We start from the raw sequence: 20,760 nt of genomic DNA, 5'->3' as shown, positions 1-20,760 counted from the left end.
CGCTGATTGTTTCTCTAAGTTCCCGGCGGAGTGTTCACCAAGCTCCCTCCCACTTGGCCGTACTCTACTACCAAGAGTACGGCCTCTCTTTTCGGATCAAGGCAAGATCTGTTCGAAGGCTATCGAGTTGATCCGGACTCGTAAAGCTCGATCAACGTCTGTCTTCGACACACGCAAATCTTTTTTGGGTAGATTGGCCAAAGCCTTGGCCATCCCGATCTTAGCTTTGAGCAATAGCAGGAAGCGCTCGCTCGCGGCGGCTTGACCTGCCACTGAATTTTCATCCAGCAGCAGTTAGAGTCTCGGAGTTCGCGCCAAGTGAGGCTGCTGCGCGCGCGTGGAGAAAGAGTGCGGTTGCTACGATTAGGTGAAGCCCAAAGCGGAAACGCCAATGGTATCGCTATAGCGCACCGAAACCTGATCTCGCCCTGCACGCTTGGCGCGATACAAAGCTTCGTCTGCAAGGCCAAGTACTTTCGACAATCCCTCGCTTCCCTTGGAAACCGCCAGCCCAATGCTAACCGTGACCTTGGTCAAGGCACCATTTCGGGCAACTTCTCTCTGCCCGCAAGCCTGCCGCAACTGCTCAGCGAGTAAAACTGCATCGCTCGGAGATACGCCCAACAGCAGCGCCGCGAATTCTTCGCCTCCATGCCTGCCAATCACGAGGCTATGCTCCTTCGCGAACGACTTGAGCACGTCCCCGATTTCAACCAGCACCGCATCACCGAAATCATGACCGTATTGATCATTTATGCCCTTGAACCGATCGATATCCATCATCAAGCCTATAGCGGGAAGGTGACGATCGTATGCCTCTGCGAGAGCCTTGGCTGCAACCTCGTTAAATCCTCTTCGATTCAAGAGACCGGTGAGTTGGTCAACTCTCGAAAGTCTTAGGAGCTCGGCCTGGGTCGCGATCAACTTTTGCTGCAGCAGGTTGCTGCGCAGGCTCATGGCGCCTCCAATTCCAATGGAGGCGAGCGTACCAAGCAGAGCGACGCAACCTGTCGCATAAAGGCTGCTCACGTTGCCCTCCGGTCCGAACAGATAGGCGTATGCTAGCCAAACCAGCGGAACAGTTAAGACAAGCCCGATCGCAACGTCGCGAACCGTCCGACGGTACACATCTCCCAACGTCATTAAGGGATCATTCATCAATCGCGCTCCGTGACTTTTTGAAAGCCTAGGAGGGATCGACTGGTCGTCATCTTAAAATGCTTGGGGACTTAACAGCGTTACTAACAGGAGGTTAAATTCGGAGCCAGAAATAGGCATTGACGCTCTCCTGTCGAGTCGCCTGCCGGCACGCGCCCGGCGCAGGCCCGCTGCCACGACCGGTATGCGCAACATGCATGGGCTAATTTCCACTATTGGCAGGCCTCTAGACCGCCTGCAGCTTCCTTGAAGCCAGAAACTGCGTGAATCGCAAAGCCGAGCCATCGTCTGCCGAGCAGACGCGTCTCTAAATTCAAGCCTTGGCGCCGCTCTCGCGCGTTTGCAGCGCATGGTAGCGCAACTTCTTCCGTGTCTCGTCGAGGCGATCGCCGCGCAGCACGGCTTCGCGGATCTTCTCCTCTGCGGCTGCGATCTGTCCGGCGACTTCGATCACCTCTTGGACGCGGCTCGCCGGGATGCAGATCACGCCGTCGCCATCCCCGACCAGCCAATCGCCAGGCGCGATGCGGATACCGGCAATTTGCACGGTCACATTGTAGGCGTCGGCAGTGACGCGATCCTTGCCAGTCCGCATCGTGTTGGCCCGGGCATAGATCGGATAGTCGAGTTCGATGCTGCGGTCGATATCGCGGCAGACGCCGTCAATGACGGTGCCGCCGATGCCGCGGCGGTCGGCGACCAGGGTCAGAATGTCGCCCCAGACCGTGGCGTCCATGCGACCGTCATTGTCGATGACGACGATCTGGCCGGGCTGCACATCATCGATATAGTCGCCGACCGAACCGCCGCTCTGGCCGGTCGGTAGCATTCGGATCGTAAAGGCCGGGCCGGCAAGACGCATCGAGCGCGCAAACGGCATGATCCCGAGACACTGCCCCTCGATGCCCAGTCGATCCAGTGCATCTGACAGGGTCGTCACCCCGAATGTCTTGAGGTTTTCAGCCGCGTCCTGTGTCATTTGCTGCGCTACCCTTTCAGCATATCTTCGTAGTTCCCGGCCATGACGTTGCCGATCGCTTCGCCGCGATCGATGGCTGCCGCCATCGCCCGCTCGCGCCCAAAAATGTCCTCGGCTCCGTAGCGATGATCTCCTCGGCGCGGAGTTGGTCGACGAACACCACGCCGCTGCCATCGGCTAGGACATAGTCTCCCGGCTTGACGGCGACGTTGCCGAACGTGATCGGCTCCTGGAACGAATGCTCCGCGATCCGGCCGCGAGCGGTCACGGGTACGGCTGCGCGCGCAAAGACCGGAAGCCCGAGCGCGCGACTTTCATCAAGGTCTCGGCAGGCGCCGTCAATCAGAATAGCGGAAACGCCCTTCTTGACGGCGCCGAGGCTGAGCAGGCCGCCCCAGCCAGACACATCGGTCCGTCCGCGATGCTCGACGACGATGATGTCGCCACGTTCTGCCGCCATCACCGCTCCCGCGCCGAGGTGGCGTTTCGGGAGGTTCGGCAGAGGTGCGCCGAGCTTCGTCGTAACGGCTCGTCCGGCGACTCGCGTCGGGCCGGTGAGGGCCGAGACTCCGATGACAGCGCCCGGCAAGTTGAGCTTGTCGAGCGCGTCGGACACCGCGCAGGTGTCGAGTTCCATCAGTCTGGCGACAATGTCAGATGTCGTTGAGGTGGTCACTCGAGAACCGCCATGGCATCGCATTGGACCAGCATGTTGGCCGGCAGATGATCGTTCTGGAATGTATGCCGTGCAGGTCGCGAAGCTGCATCGGGGAACGCTTCCAGCCAATGCTTGTTGACGGCCGGTCGGGCTTCCGGAACCTTGACGTAAACCGTCATCTTGACGATGCGATCCATCGCACCTCCGGCTGCCGCCATGATGCGCTTGAGATTGTCGAACATCAGTTCAACCTGTTTCTCGACCTCGTCAGGAATCTTTCCTGCCGCGAGATCCAACCCATAGACACCGCCGGTCATGACGATATTGCCGACGCGAGACGCTGCGGGTATCGGCTGAGCGCCATGGCTGAAGCCTTCGATTTCGATGCTGCGGCGTGCAGTCATTGCTGCTCCTCCCCAACCGGTCAGACGTCAAGCCGCGCGAACAGACGGCGCGCGTTGCCTTCGAAAATGCCCTTCTTGTCAGCTTCGCTGATCTCGGTGATCGATTCGATTACCGGCCTGATGTCGTCATAGGGCTTGCCCGAATTTGGATCGATGCCGCCGCCGCTGCCCGGCCGCTCGGTGCCGAAGACGCACCGATCGGCGCCGACCACGTCGAACAGCAGCTCCAGCGATTTCTTGTAGTGCAGTACCGTATCGAACCAGAAGCGCTTGAGCGTCTCGTCGAAAGTCTCGGCCTTCGCCCCCGAGGCGGCGGCGAACATTTGGCGATTCGAGCGCCAGCGACCGACTTGATACGGCACGGAGCCGCCGCCATGGCTGATCAGCAGCTTCAAGCTGGGAAAGCGCTTGAACACGTCGGACCGGGAGATCGAGGTGATGGCAAGGCTCTCTTCCGTGATGAAGTGCTCGTCATACGTTTCGCGGCCGCAGCAGGCGCAGCTGTGGATGTGACCAGGGATATCGTGCTCGCAGAGGAATTCGTATAGGGGATACCAATAGGAATCGCCCATCGGCGGCGACTTGCCGGCCCCCTCCGAAGGATCGGGATTGATCAACACGCCCAGAAAGCCGAGATCGTTGATGCACCGCTTGATCTCGTCGAACATCTTTTCAACCGGCACGCCCGTCGCTTGAGGCAGGCCGCCCACGCCGCGGAAGCGCTTGGGGTGCAACTTGATCGTGCGTGCGATCATGTCGTTGTTGTCCTGCGCCCAGCTGACGATGTCGTCCCAGCGGTTCTCGCCATGCAGCATCATGAAAGGCCGGGGTGAGAGAACCTGGATGTCGGTGCCGACGCCGTCCATGATCTGCACGTTCTGGGCTGCTGATTTCTCAAGCTCTGCATCCGGGATCTTGGCGTGATAGATGCCGTATTGGCCGCGCGCGACCTGGAGATTTCCGCGATGGGCGTAGAAGCTCGGCGGCGCGACGAGATGCGCGTGGGCGTCGATGATCATGCGGACATTTCTCCCTGGATGGATAGCGCGGGTCTTGCGACCACTAAATCTTCCACATGGTATAATTAAAAAGCGACCGTCGCAAGCCCTGGGAATTGCGTCGAGGCGATTGCCATTCGCGATCGCTCGTAGCAATATAGTCCATCTGGTAAAATTAAAAGAGAGGAAATGTCCAATGGCGAAAATCGTTCTCGGCCTCGCCGCGTCGCACACCCCCATGCTCGCGCTGGAGGGAAAGCGTTGGAGCGAGCGCGCGGCTGACGATCTCAAGAACAAAGCTCTCAATCTCTCCGATGGCCGCTATGTGTCCTACGACGAGCTCGCCCGCGAAAACGGCGCTCCTTATGCGGCGCTGGCGACCGAGGCGAAGTTCCTGGAGATCGAGGCCGCATCGCAGAAGGCTCTGGATTACATGGCCGACCGCCTGGCGCAGGTTGCACCCGACGTCGTGCTGATCGTGGGGGACGATCAGGCCGAATTGTTCAGCCTATCCAACATGCCCGCAATCTCCATCTTCTATGGAGAGGAGATCCTGACGCATGAGCGCCATCTCACGCCGCAGACGCCGAATTGGATCGGCACGGTCATGAAGGGATATGCCATGGATGCAGTCCATACGTTTCCGGGCTGTCCAGAGCTCGCCCGCGAGCTGATCCATGGTCTGATCGAGAACGACGTGGACATCGGAGCAGCAGCGAAGGTGGATGACCCGCACAAGGCCGGATTCGGCCATGCCTACGGCTTCATCATCGAGCGGCTGTTCAAGGGAAAGTCCATTCCGGTTCTGCCGGTCCTGCTGAACACCTACTTTCCGCCCAATGCCCCGACGGCACGACGCGCCTATGGCGTCGGACAGGCGATCGCGAGCCTCATTTCACGGTCGAAGTTGGATGCCCGAGTGGCCGTGGTGGCCAGCGGCGGCCTGAGCCATTTTGTCGTGGACGAGAAGCTCGATCGCAAGGTGCTCGATGCGATCAAGCGCAAGGACGTGTCCGTCCTCAAGTCGCTGACCAGGGGAGAGTTGAACTCCGGCTCTTCGGAACTCCTGAATTGGGTGATGGTCGCGGGCATGTCCGAGCATCTCGACAACGACTGGACGGAATACTATCCAGGCTATAGGACCCCGGCCGGTACAGGCACGGGTATCGGCTTCGCCGTCTGGTCCTAAATTTCCCGGCACAGCGAGCGACTGCCGCCGGCGAGGCGACTTGCCGGCGGAGTTCACGCCTGTGTCGCTCCGGTCTGTGTGTTCCGCTTGTGCGCGTCGGGCGCGGTGTTGACAAACCGGTCGCTCCGGCGGATAGGCTTCGTGCGGACATGGCATGCCACGCGGAGCTGTTTTGGCGACGGATCTGACCAAGGAAACCCTCGACGAGGTCGTGAATCAGCGCCGGCGCCAGCAGCGTTCCCTCGACACAAGGGAACGGATCCTGGAGGCCGCTTTCGAGGAATTCGCCGAGCGTGGCTTTGAGGGAGCGTCGACACGGACGGTTGCAGCCAAGGCCGGCGTTCAGCATCCGCTCGTGACTTATCATTTCAAGAACAAGGACGGGCTTTGGCGCGCCGTCCTATCAACGACGAGCGTGAATTTCAGCCGGCACTTCCAAGACTACCTTGCCGGCGTCTCTAAGCAGGACGAGGTGGGACAGCTCAGGGTTCTCCAGGAGCAGTTCATCCGCTTCGCCGCTGCCAATCCGAACTTCCATTGGCTGATGTCACACGAGGGAAAGCGCGAGAGCGAACGGCTGACCTGGCTAGTCGAAGATCGGGTCCGCAACTATTTCAACGTCGTCGCGAAGCTCATCCGTGCGGCTCAAAAGCAAGACCGTTACGTCGAGGGCGATCCCTATCATCTCCAGTATCTGTTCATCGGTGCGGTAACGCGTATCTTCATGCTTTCGGCCGAGGTCCAGCAGGTGATGGGCCACTCGCCTTTTTCAAAGAAATTCGTTGATGAGCACATCCGCACCTGCTGCGCGCTGTTTTTCCGCGAGCCGGCAGAGCAACCTCGCCGGCGTAAGCTCGCTCCGCGAAACAAAGACGCAAAACGCGTTACCAAGCGAGCGGCAAGCTCCTGAAGCCGCGCACCATCAGGTGACGAACACGAACTGCGCGGGCGAGGTCAATCTCGAAGTCCCCGAAAGTGCTCAGCACTTTCGGCAGAATGGTGCGGAGCATGGCGCGTGTCGCGGGGGCGCCGAGGCAAATATGCGGCCCCGAACCGAAGCCGAAATGGCGAACCTTGCCCCGGTCGACATTGAAGGTCTCGGCATTTGTAATTGCGCTCTCATCGCGATTGGCGGAGCCGTAAAGCAACACCACCCGGCTGCCTGCTGGAATGTCGGTTTCGCTGAGGGCGACCGGGCTGGAAGTGATCCGCGCGAAACACTGTGTCGAGGTATCCCAGCGCACACCCTCTTCGATGGTAGCTTCGACCAAGCTCTGATCGGCCAGGATGCGCGATCGCTGCTCGGGGTGGCGCCAGAGCGCATGGACCAGGTTGGGTAGAAAGTGGCCGATGGAGGCATTGCCGGCCAGGAGCACGGTCATCATGTTTGCGACGATCTCGGTATCCGTGAGGGGCGCTCCATCCTGTTGAGCAGCGATCAGGACCGAGAAGAGATCGTCCCCACGTTCGACACGCCGGCGTTCCAACTCCTCGGACAGCAGCGCAATGACCTTGGCGCGTTCTTCCTCGGAGAGCGCAGGCCCCGCGGGGCCGGAATTCCCGCGAAATAAACGCTCCGACAGCTCGGCTGCGCGCTGCGCCGAATCGGGTCCCAGCCCCAGCATCCTGCCTAGCGCGCCGAACAGCACCGGGCGGCTCACTTCGGCGACAAAGTCGCATCGGCGCCGGGTGCCAAGCGCTTCCAGGCCCTTAGCGAGAGTATCGCGGATCCAGGGCAGAACCAGCTCGATACGCGCCGGGCTCAGTCCCCGCATGATGATCCGGCGAAGCTCGTCATGCCGTGGCGGGTCGATCGAGCCGAGCGTCTTGCCCACGCGCAGCGGAGAATCGCTGAGGGCGTTCCCGGCGGAGGACGAGAGCAGGACGGGATTGTTCAGTGCATAGGCGATATCCGCATAGCGGCTCACGAACCAGAGCTTTGTGGTAGGGCAATGATAGACCGGACATTCGGAGCGCAGGCGACGATAGGTCGGATAGGGGTCATCGAGAAACCCATTGCCGGTGAGGTCGAACTCGCTCACCTCGTTCACCAGCGGATCGTCAGCTTGTAAAAGCCGCGTACCATCATGTGAGCGACGCGTTCGGCGTTCGCGACGTCGAGCTCATAGTCGCCGAGCGCCGGCAGCAGAGGGGTCATGACCGTTCGCATCATGGCCCGTGCTGCGGGCGCCCCAAGGCAGATATGGGGGCCGGAGCCGAAGCCAAAATGCCGGGTCTTTGGCCGGCTGATGTCAAAGCGGTCCGGATCCGGGATAGCGCGTTCGTCGCGATTGGCGGCCGCGAAACAGACCACGAGCCGGCTGTCTGCCGGAATTGCGATTCCGTGCAGCTTGACCTCCTTCGTGGTCTGCCGTCCGAAAGCCTGGGTTGACGTATCCCAGCGAACGCCTTCGTTCACGGCGGCATCCAGCAGGGCCGGATCGGCCTGCAACTTGCGACGCTCGTCCGGATTGGTCCAGAGCGCGTAGATCAAGTTAGAGAAATAATGCCCGATGGACGCGTTGCCCGCGAGCAGGACGGTCGACATGTTGCCCAGAATCTCGCCGTCGGAAAGTGGTGCTCCCCCCTCCTGTGCGTCGAGCAGGAACGAGAACAGATCGTCACTGCGGTCCTTGCGACGTCGCTCGAGCTGCTCGGTGAGCAGTTCAAACACCCCTTCCATCAAGCCCGGCCTCGCAGCCGGGCCCATCGGTCCCGTATCGGTATGAAAGATGTCCCGCGACAAATCCGCCGCCCGGTCCGCAGCTTCGCCGTCCAACCCGAGCATCCGCCCGAGTGCGCCATAGAGGATGGGCCTGCTGATATCTGCCATGAAGTCGCACTCACGACGGGTGCCGAACTTGTGCAGCAGTCGATCGACGTCGCGCTGAATGGCGGGCAGCATGGATTCGATGCGCGCGGGCGTGAAGCCCTTCATCACCACACGGCGAAGTTCGTCATGACGCGGCGGATCGGTCGATCCGAGCGTCCTGCCCACCCGCAAGGGTGAATCGACCAGCGCATTGCCACGCGCCGAAGAGAAGACCTCGTAGTCGTTGAGGATGCGCGCCACGTCCTCGTTTCGCGTGATGATGTAGAACCCGCTCCCTTCGTGCAGATAGACCGGATGGTCGTCGCGCAACACCTTGTAGGTGGGATAGGGGTCGTCCACGAAGTTCCGCTCCTCGGGATCGAAACGAAAGGCCATGTGGTTCTCCCAGGAAATTATTATTACGCTAAATCTACCATATGGACAGTATAATGAGCAAGCCTTCGGCTACGCGGCGCGACCGGGTTTGCGGATGCCGACATATTGTTCGAGGGCACCGCGATCCGCCGCAATAGCGCTGCTTTCTCCGTTGCGAACGGCAATGCCGCGCTCCAGGATGATCGCCTGCCGCGCCAGCCTGAGCGCGAAGCCTGCGTGCTGCTCGATCAGAATGACCGCCATGCTCTCGGTCTCGGTGATCGCGGTGATGCAGCGCGCGACGTCCTGCGCGACGACGGGGGCGAGGCCTTCGAGCGGCTCGTCGAGCAGCAGCAAGCGCGGGTTCGTCACCAGGGCTCGACCGATCGCCAGCATCTGCTGTTCGCCGCCCGACAGCTGATCTCCGAAATTGGTGCGACGTGCCTTCAGACTTGGAAACATCTCGAAGATGCGCTCGATTGTCCAAGGTCCGTTCGTCGCGGCAATCTGCAGGTTCTCCTCGACAGTGAGGGGGGCGAATATCTCGCGGCCTTGCGGCACCCACCCGATGCCCAGTCGGCATCGCCGGTGTGGCGCTAGGTCGGCGATCTCGTTGCCGCGAAAACGAATTCGCCCCGAGCGGGGCGTGAGATGACCCGCAAGGGCGAGCATCAGGGTTGATTTTCCGGCCCCGTTTCGGCCCAGAACCGCAAGAGAGCCGCCGGCCTCAATCGCGAAGGACAGTCCGCTGATGACGATTCCTTCACCATAGCCCACGTTGAGCTGGTCGACCTCGAGCAGCGGCTCAGTCACGGTCATCTCCGAGATAAATCCGCCGCACCTCCGGGTCGGTCGCGATCTCGCCGGGCTTGCCTTGGCGAAATACCGAACCGGCGACGAGAACGGTGATCGTGTCGGCAAAACGAAAGACCAGATCCATGTCGTGCTCGATGAAGAGAACGGCGATCTGATCGGGGAGGGATTCGATAGCCTGCATCAGCTCAAAGCTCTCGCCGGCGGGAACTCCCGCCGCCGGCTCGTCCAACAGCAGCACGCGGGGACGGCCGGCGAGGGCGAGAGCAATCTCCACAAGGCGCTGGCGACCGTAAGATAGTTCGGCAGTCCGCCGCAGGCAGTCGCGGTCAAGCCCGACCGAACGCGCCAACTCATACGCCTCGTCCGTGGTGTCGGGCTGCCGATGTAAGGCCTGAAGAGGCCTGCCAAGCCGTCCGCGGCGCCGGGCGACCGCGAGCATGATCGATTCCAGCGGCGTCAGATGCGGGAACAGGGCGTTAATCTGGAAAGTCCGCCCCAATCCGCGTGCGACACGCTGATCGGTGCTCAATCGATCGATTGGCTCGCCCTCCAGCAGAATGCTGCCGCTGCTCGGGGCCAGCACGCCGGTGAGCAGGTTGATCAGCGTGCTCTTGCCGGCGCCGTTCGGCCCGATCAGGGCATGTCGACCGCCTGCCTTTAGCACGAGGCTGACGGCATTGGTGACCTTCAAGGCGCCAAATTGCTTGCAAAGGTCGCGTGTCTGGAGCGCGGCAACCGTCATCTCGCTCGCCTCCAGCGCACGATCTTGCTCCGAACCAGGCTCACGACGCCGAGTAGGCCGCCTCTAGCCGTCAACACGATCGCGATCAGCACCAGGCCGAGCCAGAACATCCAATATACAGGATTGACCGTCGACAGCAGGTCGCGCATCCAGATGAACGCGGCAGCCCCAATGAAGCCGCCGATAAGCGTGCCAATTCCGCCGACGATCAGCATGACGAGGGCCGACACCGATCGTTCGAAGCTCAACGTTTCCAGTGCGACGATCTGTGTGGTCTGCGCCAGCAGCGCGCCTCGCCGCCGATATCGTGAAAGCGATCATCTTGCGCCGTGTGATGGAGACGCCGAGCATCGGAACGCGGGTCTGGTTCTCGCGAATGGCCTGCAGCGCGAGACCCTCCGGCGAGTGGACATAACGCCGGGCGACAAGATAAAGCGTCAATGCGCTGCAATAGGCATACCAGAACGCGGTTCGGCCGAAGAGATCGAACTCGAACAGCCCGAGCAGCGGCCACATCTCGATTCCCTGGAGACCGCTGTCGCCGCCGGTGAGCCAAGGCAGGCGGCTTGCGCCTTCATAGAGCAGAAGCCCGATGCAAAGCGTCACCATGAGCACTGCGGCGCCGCGGACTTTTGCAATCAGCGTGCTGAAGGCGAAGCCGAGAGCGCCGGTCACGAGCCCGGCAGCAAGAACGCCGGAGATCGGCTCGCCCCAGCCATGCGCAGCGAGCAATCCCGCCGTGTAGGCGCCGAGTCCGAAAAAGGCGGCATGTCCGAAGGACGGAATCCCGCCATAGCCGAGCAACAGATCGAGCGACATCGCAAACAGGCCGCCGATTAGGATCTGTGTGAGAAGGACGAGCTTGCCGGGAAAGAGGACATAGCAGGCCGCTGCAGCGATCCAAAAGACCAGCTCGACCAAGGTCCATCTGGCGCGAAAGCGCACCGCAGTTCGCGCGAGGTCGAGAGTGATGTCGCTCATTGCGGACGGCCGGCTAGGCCTTGCGGGCGCACCGTCAGGACGGAAAGCGCCGTTGCATAGATGATAAACGCGCCGATCTCCGGAAGCAGATATTTCCCGGCCACGTCAAGGACCCCGAACATGAGGCAGGCGGCAAACGTTCCGCGCAAGGAGCCGAGCCCGCCGACGCTGACCACGATCAGCAACTCCGTCAGAAATTTGATGGGGAAGTTCGGGTCGAGGCCAAGGAGCTTCACGCTGAGCGCGCCGCCTAGTCCAGCAAGCGCGGAGCCGAGAGCGAAGGCGAGGGCGTACAGTCTTGCGACGTCGATGCCGCAGGATGCCGTCATCCGCCGGTTGAAAACGGCCGCCCTTATCCTGGCGCCAAAATTCGTATGATCGATCAGAACAAGCAGCGACAGAAGAAGTGCCGTGCCGAAGCCGATCAGAAAAAGCCGGTAGCGGCTGACCTCGACAGCGCCGATGCGGACGTTTCCGTCCAGCCATGAAGGCACCGCGATCGCCATCTGCTCTGGACCGACCAGATAGGTGGCTGCGGCAATCGACACGTAGACGACGCCGATCGTCAGCAGGACCTGTTCCAGCTCCGAGGCCTCGTACAGTCTCCGGAAAAGGCTGCGCTCGAGGATCGCACCCACGGCGGCCGCGATGGCGGCAGCCGCTGCCACCGCCGCAAGGAACGGCCACCCGGCCTTGCCGATCAGCAATGCCGCCGTGTAGCCTCCAACCATGGCCAGCGCCGCATGCGCCATATTGGCGAAGCCCATCAGCCCGAGCGTGATGGAGAGGCCACCAGCCATCAGAAACAGCACGAACCCATAAGCGATGCCGCCGATCAGAACGTTGACGAAGCCGACCATGATCTAGCGCGCCGATCCAGGATCCTTGACGTCGGGAATGGTCGCAAACTCCAAATTGACCATCTGTCCGTCCCGATTCTCGACCCTTCGGAAGTAGATGTTCTGCACGATCTCACGGGTCGACGGGTCGATCGCAATCGGGCCGCGCGGGCTTTCGAATCTTGTTTGCTTCAGAAGCTCGATCGTGCGCTCGGGATTGAGATCGCCCTTCTGCGCATCAACGACCGTATAGATGGCACGCAGGACGTCGTAGCTGACGACCGGTATGAAACCGAGCGGCCGGCCCTGCGCGACCGCGTTGAACGCGGCTGCGAACTCTCGGTTGACCTCCGAATCATGCGTCGGGGTGTAATGGAAGGCCGTAACAACTCCGAGAGCGGCCTCGCCCGCGGCAGGTAGTGACGATTCGTCCGTGATGTCCCCGATGCCGATGATCTTGGCCGGATCCAGCCCTGCCTCCTTGAACTGGCGGAGAAAGATCGGCGTCAATTCGCCGGCAGCCATGAACACGAAGATGCCATCCGGGTTCGCGTCCTTGATGCGCTGGATATAGGCGGAGAAGTCCGTGGCCTTGAGCGGCGCCCGCACAGATCCGGCAATCACGCCGCCGGCCGCTTTGTATTCACGGACGAACATCGCCTCCGCATCGAGGCCCGGCTCGTATTCATGCACGAACGTATATACGGATTTCAGCTTTTGCTTGGCGGCGTAGAGCGCGAGCTGCTGCGCCATTTCGGTGGTCGTGAAGCCGAACCGAACGGCGAAGGGATGCTTGGCGAGGATGCCCGAAGTTGCCGAGTTGACGATGAGGAGGGGCACCTTGGCGCTGGTCGATAGCGGCGCAACAGCCATTGTGTTGGGCGTGTAGTCCATTCCTGCGAGGAAATCGACATTCTCGCTGACGATCAGCTCCTGGGCCAGGCGGCGGGCCACGTCAGGTGCGGGTCCCGTCGTGTCGCGCTTGATGATCTCGATCCTGCGACCGGCGACCGTAGTGCCGAACTTGCGGAAAAACACCTGGATCGCGGCATCGGACGCGGCGCCGGCCGCGGCGCCCGGCCCGGTATAGCTCATCAGCCAGCCGATCTTCAGCGGACGGTCGTCGGCCTTTGCCTGAATGCTGACGGCCAACATGGCCGCGGCCACGATTGCGATCCTGGCGATCATGCCGCTTATCCTCCCTTAGACTGATCATGCGGGGTCTCTCCCGGACCCTTGATACAAATTAGACCATATGGAAAATATATGCAAGATAGCGCGAGGCCGGTGGGGCTGCCCTAGCAGGACACGGTCTGACAGAAGCGAGCACAAGGGAGGGGAGATGAACGCAGATATCGGAGTTACGATCGCGAAAGCCCGCGAGCATTCGATTGGCGATCTCTTGCGCCGCTCGGCTGCCCGCGAGCCGAGCAAGCTAGCCTTGAGCTGCGGCGCGGTGCGCTGGACGTTTGCCGAACTGGACGCGATCTGCAATCGACTGGCGCGTGGCCTACCCGGCCTCGGCGTCGGGAAGGGCGACCGTCTCGCCGTGCTGTCGCGCAACTCGCATGCCTTTGCGGCGCTGCGCTTCGCGGTAGCGCGGATCGGCGCGGTGCTGGTGCCGATCAACTTCATGCTCAATCCCGACGAGATCAATTTCATCCTGAAAAGCTCCGGCGCCAGGCTGCTCGCGACCGGCCCCGATTTCGTCGAGGCCGCACGCGCCGCGAGCAGTAAGGGCTGCGCGGTGGAGAAGCTCATCTGGTTGCCGGGCGAGGATCCCGCTGCGCAGCCGGCGGGCCTCACCAGCTTCGACGATCTTCTCGATGCCGACAGCTCGTTGTTTGAGGCCTCCGTCGACAGCCGCGATCTCGCACAGATTGTTTACACCTCGGGCACGGAATCCCTGCCCAAGGGTGCGATGCTGAGCCATGAAGCCGTGATGTGGCAGTATGTGAGCTGCATCATCGACGGCGGCATGAGCGCCGACGATAAAGTGCTGCACGCGCTGCCGCTCTATCATTGCGCTCAGCTCGACGTCTTCCTCGGCCCGCAAGTCTATCTCGGCGCCTCCGGCGTGATCACGGGCAAGCCGACCGCAGACAACATTCTGGCGCTGATCCAGGCGCACGGGATCACCTGCTTCTTCGCGCCGCCGACGATCTGGATCGCGATGCTGCGCTCGCCAAATTTCGACAAGAGCGATCTGTCGTCGCTGCAAAAGGGCTATTACGGCGCTTCGATCATGCCGGTGGAGGTGCTGCTCGAGCTCCAGCGCCGCCTGCCCAACGTCAAGTTCTGGAACTTTTACGGTCAGACCGAGATCGCGCCGCTTGCGACCGTGCTGACGCCCGAGGACCAGCTCCGCAAGGCGGGCTCCGCCGGCAAACCCGCCATCAACGTCGAGACCCGCGTCGTCAACACGGCAATGGAGGACGTTGGCGTCGGCGAGATCGGCGAAATCGTACACCGCTCGCCGCATCTGTTGTCGGGCTATTACAACGATCCCGTGAAGACCGCGGCGGCTTTCGCTGGCGGCTGGTTCCACTCCGGCGACCTCGCCACCGTCGATGCCGAGGGCTACATCACCGTTGTCGACCGCGTGAAGGACATGATCAAGTCCGGCGGCGAGAATGTCGCCAGCCGCGAGGTCGAGGAGATGATCTACAAGATCCCGGCGATCTCCGAGGTCGCCGTCGTGGGCCTGCCCGATCCGCACTGGATCGAGGCCGTAACCGCGATTGTCGTGGTTAAGAGCGGCGAGAAGCTCGACGAGGATGCCGTCATCACGCATTGTGCGGGATCGATGGCGCATTTCAAGGTGCCCAAGCGCGTGATCTTTGTCGACAGCCTGCCGAAGAATCCGTCCGGCAAGCTGCTCAAGCGGGAATTGCGCCAGCGTTTCATCGGCGGCGAGACGCTCGACAAGGCGATCCAGAAAAACTTCGGGGCTTGAGGCGGCCACCCAGCCGCTCGCGGCAGGTTGGGGCCTTCGCCAGGGTTTATTGAGGTCTGTTAATGCGACACGGTCAGAAGAAGATTCCGAGCACGATTCTCATTTTCGGTGCAGCGGCTCATATCGGCGGCCCACTTGCGCACTTCTTGCGCGAGGAGGCGCCGCAGATCAAGCTGCGCCTCGTAACAAGCAATCCCGCCAATTGTGACGTCCTTCGCCGCGAGCACCCGCATGCGGAGGTCGTCATTGCCAGCTATTTTGATCTCGCATCGCTTGAGAAGGCGGTCGACGGAATGGAAGGAATCTTCGTACTGACCAGAAGCGGCACGAACGAGGCCGACGCGATGACAAATCTCGTTGTCCTGCTCAAGAAGGCAAGGTCCGCCGTTCACGTTATACGTCTTGTCGGCCTACAACCCGAAGCGAATCGAAGGCGAATTCCTCAGTCTCTCCGCGAGCATGGTCTTGGTTTACCCATCCAACACCCCATCGCAAAAGAAATCCTCGACGAAAGCGGTCTGCCTGTCACCTACCTGAACATCGGCGCAACCTTCATGGACAACTTCTACTGGATGAAGGACGGCTTGAGGAAGGAGCGAAAGCTGATCTGGCCCGAACGCTTGATTCCCTATATCGATCCACGCGACATTGCGGAAGTGGCCGGACGTCTTTTCCTGTCGAGCAATCATCGGCACATTGGTCAATTTCACACTCTGAACAACGGACAGGACATACTGAGGTTCAGCGACGTCGCCGATCTCATGACCAAGGTTTTTCAGGAAAGAATTGTTCACGACGGCAGCAGAGCGGGCTTCTTCGAGGCGTACCGGGAGCTCGGAGAGATCCGGCTGCACTATCTCTGGGATTTCTTCCAGTACGAAGAACAGAACGAGGTGGTTTGGGCGCGCAATGACTTCGTTGAGCGCACCCTAGGACGGATGCCCGTCTCCTTGAGCGAATGGCTGGCCGAACATCGGCAAGCCTTGCTGTTCGGAATATAGGCCTAAAGCGCCCTCGCGCGATGGAGATCTAGGGATCATTGCCCAGCGGGACCTCCGCTATATCGTACTCATGAAACGCTTTAAGTGGCGCGCAACTGGACACCCGGTTTGCCTGAGGCTGATTGCTGCTACCATCCATTTGGAGGGGCGAAGACATGCTGCGATGAGCGAAGCTGCATCGTGGGAGCGTGCCGCCGGGATAATTCGACGCCAATCGATCCCCTGAGAGCCTTCGGGAAGCACCGCCATGGCTGGTTAGGAGCTCGGCATCAGGATCGGCGCGGCGCGACCGGTATCTTGCGCCCGCGCCCCCAGACAACAAAGACGCTAAGGGCCAGCAAGATGAAGTTGAGAGGCGTGAGCTCGGCCTCGCCGCGAGAGACATGAAAAACGATAGCGAAGACCTGCAACACGGAGCAGCCAAGCGCGGCAAGCACTGTCAGCCGCGGCATAATCCGGGTTAACGCAGGCACGAGAACGCCAATTCCTCCGGCGAGGTCGATCAGTCCGATGACCCGGACAAATGCTTCAGAGTGCTGACCTGTCCATGGCATCATTGCCGCTAACTGCGGAATCGGCATGAACAGCTTCGCGAGCCCGGACGAAGCGAACACGCAAAAGAGGAGGGCTTGAGCGATCCAAAGGCTCACGCATAGGGGACGTTCCCGCGGGGCGGCTTGGGCGGTGGCGGTGGACATGGCAGGCACTCCGACGATCACAGGGCTGTCACCATGTTTGGTCGCTTCACGATTTTGGATCATTATCTGTTTTGGGATGGATTCATTTCCTATATGTTGATGATCTGAATGGATACGCTGGTCAGCATGAAGGTCTTTTGCCTGGTTGCCGAGCTCAAGAGCTTTGCAGCCGCGGCAGAGCGGCTGGGCATCTCGCCCGCCATGGCGAGTAAGCATGTGATGCAGCTTGAGAAGCGTCTGGGCTCACGGCTGCTCAACCGCACGAGCCGACGCGTCAGCCTGAGCGAAAGCGGCGCATTATATTTCGAGCAGACGCGTCAAATGCTCGAGTCCCTGGATGAGGTAGAGGCGGCCGTCAGCAACGTGACCGTAGTTCCTCGCGGCACATTGCGGCTAACCGCACCGGTCTGGATGGCCAATCCGAAGTTTTCGAAAGTCTTGGCAGACTATCAGGCTCGCTATCCACAGGTGCGGCTGAACATCGATCTCAGTGGACGATTGGTCAATCTGGTCGAGGAAGGTTTTGACCTGGCCTTGCGTGCGACGGGCACGCCTGACGAGGCATTGATCGCGCGGCCGATCACAAGGGTCCCATTTTATATGGTTGCCACGCCCGCTTATCTCGATCGCGCAAAGCGCCCGAAGAATCTGGCTGAATTGTCCGGACACAGCCTCTTGCACTATGCGCTGCACTCTCCAGGCGAGAGTATCACCATCCAGGGCGAAAGTGGGACGCAGACTATCAAATTCAACCCCGTTTTGCTCAGCGGCAACGAGACTCTGCTGCACCTGGCCGCCCTGGAAGGCATGGGGCTCGCGGTGCTGCCCAAATGGCTGATCAGCGAGGATCTCGCCGCCGGGCGCCTGGAACAAGTGCTGCCGGAGCAGAGCATCTTCGAAAGCCAATTGTTCGCGGTTTATCCGACGCGCAAATACCTCTCAGCCAAGGTCCGGACATTTATCGACTTCATCGCTGCTGATAAGCGACTGAGATAGCCGGGCCAAAAGCGTGACTGCTGCGGCATCAACTTTACTTACGTCATCGTGAATGTGTGGCTGCTTTCTCGATGTGCTGCCAGAATGCCTCCGCCGCCTGGGCGAGCCGCAGTTTAGGCCGGAATACGTGGATCTCGATCGGCACGTACCACTGCTGCCCGCCTGCCGCGACAATCTCGCCAGAGGCAAGCTGATCACTGATCAGGCTTTCCGGCAGCCACGCCATGCCCCGGCCTGCCTGAACCATCGTGACCAAAAGCTTCGCCAGATGCGACGTGAATGTTGTGTGAAGATGAGCTTGCAAGGGGGAGGTGGCACGCACCGCTTCCAGGATCCGTCCCATCCCTGATTCTGAACGGAAGCTCAAGAACTGTACAGGCGCGCCCTCCGTTCCCGGAAGCTTGAAGCGAGGCTTGCGGTTGCGGCGCGAAACCGGCACCGATGCGGGGATCAGCCGATCGTCACCAACATGCAGCGAGCGAAAATGCGACGGCGTCAACGCCGTCGTGGCGGCCGGATGATAATGGCAAAGCAAAAAATGGGCATCGCTCGCCAAGAGGATCCGTTCGCAGCCTTCCATATGATTGGCAACGAGCTGTACGTTGGGCACGAATGGTAGCTCGGTCTCGATGCGACGCAGCCAATCCGGAAAGAACGTCAGCGACAGCGCATTGGTCGAGGCGAACTTCAGTACGTCCGAGGCACCGCGCGCCCGCTCCTGCGCCTCGAGCCGGCCGGCACTCAATCTGCGCACGATATCGTCAGCAGTGTGACGAAAGGCTTCACCAGCGGGCGTCAGATTGACGCTGTGCGTGGTGCGATCGAGCAGCGATGCGCCAGCCCAGACCTCGAGCGCCTGTATCCTCCGGCTGAGCGCCGGCTGGGAACAGTTTCGCTCCTCTGCGGCCCGTGAAAAACTGCGCGCTGTCGCAACCGCGATGAAATCGTATAACCAGTTGATCTCCATGGAGAGCTCTCGTTTATGCAGGCCTTGCATAACGATATCAGCATCCGGCATTGGATTTCTAGTCGCGCGCGCGTCACGGTGGCCGGAAAGAAGCTTTGGAGGAAGGCGGGATGGCCGCGCGCACGTTGTATGACAAGCTGGTGGACTCCCATGTGGTCCGCAATCTGGATGATGCCGGGCTCGTCCTGCTGTACGTCGACCGAACCGTCCTCAACGAGTATACCAGCCCCCAGGCGTTTGCCGGCCTGCGCGCCGCGGGGCGGAAAGTTTGGAATCCCAAAGCGGCGCTGATGGTGGTCGATCACGTCAACCCTACAGCCGCACAACGCACCCGCGCCATGCCGGATAGCGGCGCCGCGCGCCAAGTTGACTACTTCGCTGAAAACGCCCGGGATTTCGGCATCGAATATTTCGATATTCTCGATCCGCGCCAAGGCATCGAGCACGTCGTCGCCCCCGAGCAGGGCCTCGTCATGCCAGGTATGGTCATCGCCGCCGGCGACAGCCACAGCACCGCCTATGGCGCCTTCGGCGCGCTCGGCTATGGCATCGGGACCTCCGATATCGAGCACTATCTTGCAACCTCGACGGTGCGCTACCGACGCCTCAAAACGATGCGCATCCACCTCACCGGAGACGTCCCGTTCGGGGTCACGCCGAAAGATATCGTCATGGAGATCATCCGGCGGATCGGCGCCGACGGGGCTACTGGCTATGCCGTTGAGTTCACTGGCCCCGTCGTCTCAAACATGAGCGTCGAAGGCCGCATCGTCATGTCCATCATGATCGTCGAAGCGGGCGCGCGTGGTGTCGTGGTCGCCCCGGACCAGAAGGTGCTGGACTATTTAAAGGGCCGGCCGCGCGCGCCAAAGGGCGAGATGTGGGAGCGAGCGGCCAAGAAATGGCTGACGCTCGCCTCGGACCCCGATGCCCGGTTCGACCGCGAGGTTGCGCTCGATGTCGCGGATGTCGCCCCTCTCGTCACCTGGGGAACCAGCCCCGACCAGGCAATTGCAGTGACCGATATTATCCCCGATCCTGCGCAACAGGTGGCGCCTGAACGCAAGGCCGCGGCCCTTCGCGCCCTGAGCTATATGGGGCTTCGAGCCGGTGATCCCATTCAATCCGTCCCGATCGATTTTGCGTTCATCGGCTCCTGCACGAATTCGCGCATCGAGGATTTGCGCGACGCGGCCGAGGTCTTTCGTGGCCGCCGTGTTGCGGCCGGTGTACGGGCAATCGTAGTGCCGGGATCGACCCACGTCAGAGCGCAAGCCGAGGCTGAAGGCCTTGCAAAAGTGTTCACGGATGCCGGCGTCGAATGGCGGCAATCCGGCTGCTCGATGTGCCTTGCCATGAATGACGATGTGCTCAAGCCCGGAGAGCGGTGTGCGTCCTCGACCAACCGAAATTTCGAAGGCCGCCAGGGACCAGGCGCCCGCACGCATCTCATGAGTCCGGCAATGGTGGCCGCGGCCGCGGTCACCGGCCACATCGCTGACGTTCGTTCACTGCTGGGAGTTGCAGGCCAATGATGCCATTCGATCAAGTTTCAGGCGTCGCTGCACCCATGATGTCGCCAAACATCGACACCGACGTGATCATGCCCAAAATGTTTCTTAAGGGCGTGGACCGGAGCGGGCTGGGCGAGGGCGCCTTCAATCTGCTGCGCTTCTCCGCCGGTAAACCCAATCCCGAGTTTATTCTCAATCAGGACGGTTATCGCAACGCTTGCTTCCTCGTGGTCGGCCCAAATTTCGGCTGCGGTTCGAGCCGCGAGCACGCGGTGTGGGGGCTTCAACAGCTCGGCATCCGGGCATTGATCGGCACCAGCTTCGCCGGGATATTCAATGACAATTGCGGCAACAACGGCCTGTTGACGATCTCGCTCGAACCCGATCTCGTAGCTGAGATCGCTAACGCTGTGGCACATCGTGAGCGCAACGACGTCTTCGTTGATCTTGCAGCGCAGACGATCCGCTTCGACCGTGGCCGCCGCCCGATCAAATTCGACATCGAGCCGACGAGGAAAGAGGCGTTCCTGACGGGCCGGGATTTCGTCGCATCAACCCTGGTCCTTGCTGACGACATCCGCGCTTTCGAAGCACGCCATGCTGCGGAGAATCCCTGGATCTTCTGACTGGCAAGCCAGTCCTCGCGGCCAGCAGACTGGCCGCAGCCCGGATGACGA

General features: G+C 61.0%; 21 protein-coding genes. 7 read left to right on the top strand and 14 right to left on the bottom strand.

What is annotated here, in order from left to right; all coding sequences use genetic code 11:
* Positions 1 to 363 precede the first annotated feature (363 nt).
* The 5 genes from QY049_RS22455 to QY049_RS22435 form a co-directional block, all read right to left on the bottom strand.
* Positions 364 to 1,158 (bottom strand): GGDEF domain-containing protein, encoded by a 795-nt coding sequence (locus tag QY049_RS22455; RefSeq protein WP_128930017.1) that lies wholly within the window; start codon positions 1,156 to 1,158, stop codon positions 364 to 366.
* A 313-nt stretch (positions 1,159 to 1,471) separates the two neighbouring features.
* Entirely contained in the window at positions 1,472 to 2,137 is a 666-nt protein-coding gene (locus QY049_RS22450) for an RraA family protein (protein ID WP_128930018.1), read from the bottom strand.
* A gap of 16 nt (positions 2,138 to 2,153) precedes the next feature.
* Entirely contained in the window at positions 2,154 to 2,774 is a 621-nt protein-coding gene (locus QY049_RS22445) for an RraA family protein (RefSeq protein ID WP_210326182.1), read from the bottom strand.
* Between the two features lie 35 nt (positions 2,775 to 2,809).
* Positions 2,810 to 3,199, bottom strand: coding sequence for a RidA family protein (locus tag QY049_RS22440; RefSeq protein WP_128930019.1), 390 nt, complete (start codon positions 3,197 to 3,199; stop codon positions 2,810 to 2,812).
* Between the two features lie 20 nt (positions 3,200 to 3,219).
* Entirely contained in the window at positions 3,220 to 4,218 is a 999-nt protein-coding gene (locus QY049_RS22435) for an amidohydrolase family protein (RefSeq protein ID WP_128930020.1), read from the bottom strand.
* 109 nt (positions 4,219 to 4,327) lie between these two features.
* On the opposite strand from QY049_RS22435, the gene QY049_RS22430 reads away from it, so the two are divergent.
* Together QY049_RS22430 and QY049_RS22425 are read left to right on the top strand one after the other, a co-directional pair.
* Complete coding sequence (locus QY049_RS22430; RefSeq protein ID WP_164935432.1) at positions 4,328 to 5,386, top strand: extradiol ring-cleavage dioxygenase; 1,059 nt, start codon at positions 4,328 to 4,330, stop codon at positions 5,384 to 5,386.
* Between the two features lie 172 nt (positions 5,387 to 5,558).
* Entirely contained in the window at positions 5,559 to 6,296 is a 738-nt protein-coding gene (locus QY049_RS22425; RefSeq protein WP_164933590.1) for a TetR/AcrR family transcriptional regulator, read from the top strand.
* On the opposite strand, the gene QY049_RS22420 is transcribed toward QY049_RS22425, so the two are convergent.
* From QY049_RS22420 to QY049_RS22390, 7 genes are all read right to left on the bottom strand, one after another.
* Positions 6,271 to 7,437: a cytochrome P450 gene (locus tag QY049_RS22420; RefSeq protein ID WP_128930023.1), complete on the bottom strand. Its 1,167-nt coding sequence runs from the start codon at positions 7,435 to 7,437 to the stop codon at positions 6,271 to 6,273. The genes QY049_RS22425 and QY049_RS22420 overlap by 26 nt on opposite strands.
* Entirely contained in the window at positions 7,434 to 8,594 is a 1,161-nt protein-coding gene (locus QY049_RS22415; RefSeq protein WP_128930024.1) for a cytochrome P450, read from the bottom strand. Before QY049_RS22415 ends, QY049_RS22420 begins: the two co-directional genes overlap by 4 nt.
* 69 nt (positions 8,595 to 8,663) lie before the next feature.
* Entirely contained in the window at positions 8,664 to 9,386 is a 723-nt protein-coding gene (locus tag QY049_RS22410; protein ID WP_232995550.1) for an ABC transporter ATP-binding protein, read from the bottom strand.
* Positions 9,379 to 10,131 carry an ABC transporter ATP-binding protein gene (locus QY049_RS22405; protein WP_128930026.1) on the bottom strand — a complete coding sequence of 251 codons (753 nt, stop codon included), beginning with the start codon at positions 10,129 to 10,131 and terminating at the stop codon, positions 9,379 to 9,381. The genes QY049_RS22410 and QY049_RS22405 overlap by 8 nt, the downstream gene beginning before the upstream one ends.
* A 63-nt stretch (positions 10,132 to 10,194) precedes the next feature.
* Complete coding sequence (locus tag QY049_RS22400; RefSeq protein ID WP_128930027.1) at positions 10,195 to 11,112, bottom strand: branched-chain amino acid ABC transporter permease; 918 nt, start codon at positions 11,110 to 11,112, stop codon at positions 10,195 to 10,197.
* On the bottom strand, positions 11,109 to 11,972 hold the full coding sequence (locus QY049_RS22395) for a branched-chain amino acid ABC transporter permease (RefSeq protein ID WP_128930028.1): 864 nt from the start codon (positions 11,970 to 11,972) through the stop codon (positions 11,109 to 11,111). The genes QY049_RS22400 and QY049_RS22395 overlap by 4 nt, the downstream gene beginning before the upstream one ends.
* A 3-nt stretch (positions 11,973 to 11,975) precedes the next feature.
* Positions 11,976 to 13,139 carry an ABC transporter substrate-binding protein gene (locus QY049_RS22390; protein WP_128930029.1) on the bottom strand — a complete coding sequence of 388 codons (1,164 nt, stop codon included), beginning with the start codon at positions 13,137 to 13,139 and terminating at the stop codon, positions 11,976 to 11,978.
* 154 nt (positions 13,140 to 13,293) lie between these two features.
* On the opposite strand from QY049_RS22390, the gene QY049_RS22385 reads away from it, so the two are divergent.
* Together QY049_RS22385 and QY049_RS22380 are read left to right on the top strand one after the other, a co-directional pair.
* Positions 13,294 to 14,907, top strand: coding sequence for an acyl-CoA synthetase (locus QY049_RS22385; RefSeq protein ID WP_128930030.1), 1,614 nt, complete (start codon positions 13,294 to 13,296; stop codon positions 14,905 to 14,907).
* A 62-nt stretch (positions 14,908 to 14,969) separates the two neighbouring features.
* Positions 14,970 to 15,908, top strand: a complete 939-nt coding sequence (locus QY049_RS22380) for an SDR family oxidoreductase (RefSeq protein WP_128955140.1) — start codon at positions 14,970 to 14,972, stop codon at positions 15,906 to 15,908.
* A gap of 269 nt (positions 15,909 to 16,177) precedes the next feature.
* On the opposite strand, the gene QY049_RS22375 is transcribed toward QY049_RS22380, so the two are convergent.
* Complete coding sequence (locus QY049_RS22375; RefSeq protein WP_128930032.1) at positions 16,178 to 16,606, bottom strand: DoxX family protein; 429 nt, start codon at positions 16,604 to 16,606, stop codon at positions 16,178 to 16,180.
* A gap of 108 nt (positions 16,607 to 16,714) precedes the next feature.
* Between QY049_RS22375 and QY049_RS22370 the strand changes: the two genes are divergently transcribed.
* Entirely contained in the window at positions 16,715 to 17,602 is an 888-nt protein-coding gene (locus QY049_RS22370) for a LysR family transcriptional regulator (RefSeq protein WP_128930033.1), read from the top strand.
* Positions 17,603 to 17,645: 43 nt separating this feature from the next.
* Here the strand turns inward: QY049_RS22370 and QY049_RS22365 are convergent, their stop codons facing one another.
* Complete coding sequence (locus tag QY049_RS22365; protein ID WP_237864940.1) at positions 17,646 to 18,620, bottom strand: LysR family transcriptional regulator; 975 nt, start codon at positions 18,618 to 18,620, stop codon at positions 17,646 to 17,648.
* 59 nt (positions 18,621 to 18,679) lie between these two features.
* Between QY049_RS22365 and leuC the strand changes: the two genes are divergently transcribed.
* The gene (gene leuC, locus QY049_RS22360) at positions 18,680 to 20,104 is read left to right on the top strand and encodes a 3-isopropylmalate dehydratase large subunit (protein WP_128930035.1); all 1,425 of its coding nucleotides are present in this window, start codon (positions 18,680 to 18,682) and stop codon (positions 20,102 to 20,104) included.
* Entirely contained in the window at positions 20,101 to 20,709 is a 609-nt protein-coding gene (leuD, locus tag QY049_RS22355) for a 3-isopropylmalate dehydratase small subunit (protein WP_128930036.1), read from the top strand. Before leuC ends, leuD begins: the two co-directional genes overlap by 4 nt.
* Positions 20,710 to 20,760 lie beyond the last annotated feature (51 nt).

It is taken from the genome of Bradyrhizobium sp. WYCCWR 13022 (genome assembly GCF_030435535.1).
Classification (GTDB): Bacteria; Pseudomonadota; Alphaproteobacteria; order Rhizobiales; family Xanthobacteraceae; genus Bradyrhizobium.
Note: the sequence above shows the minus strand (reverse complement) of the source record. Positions and strands in the feature narration are given on the sequence as shown.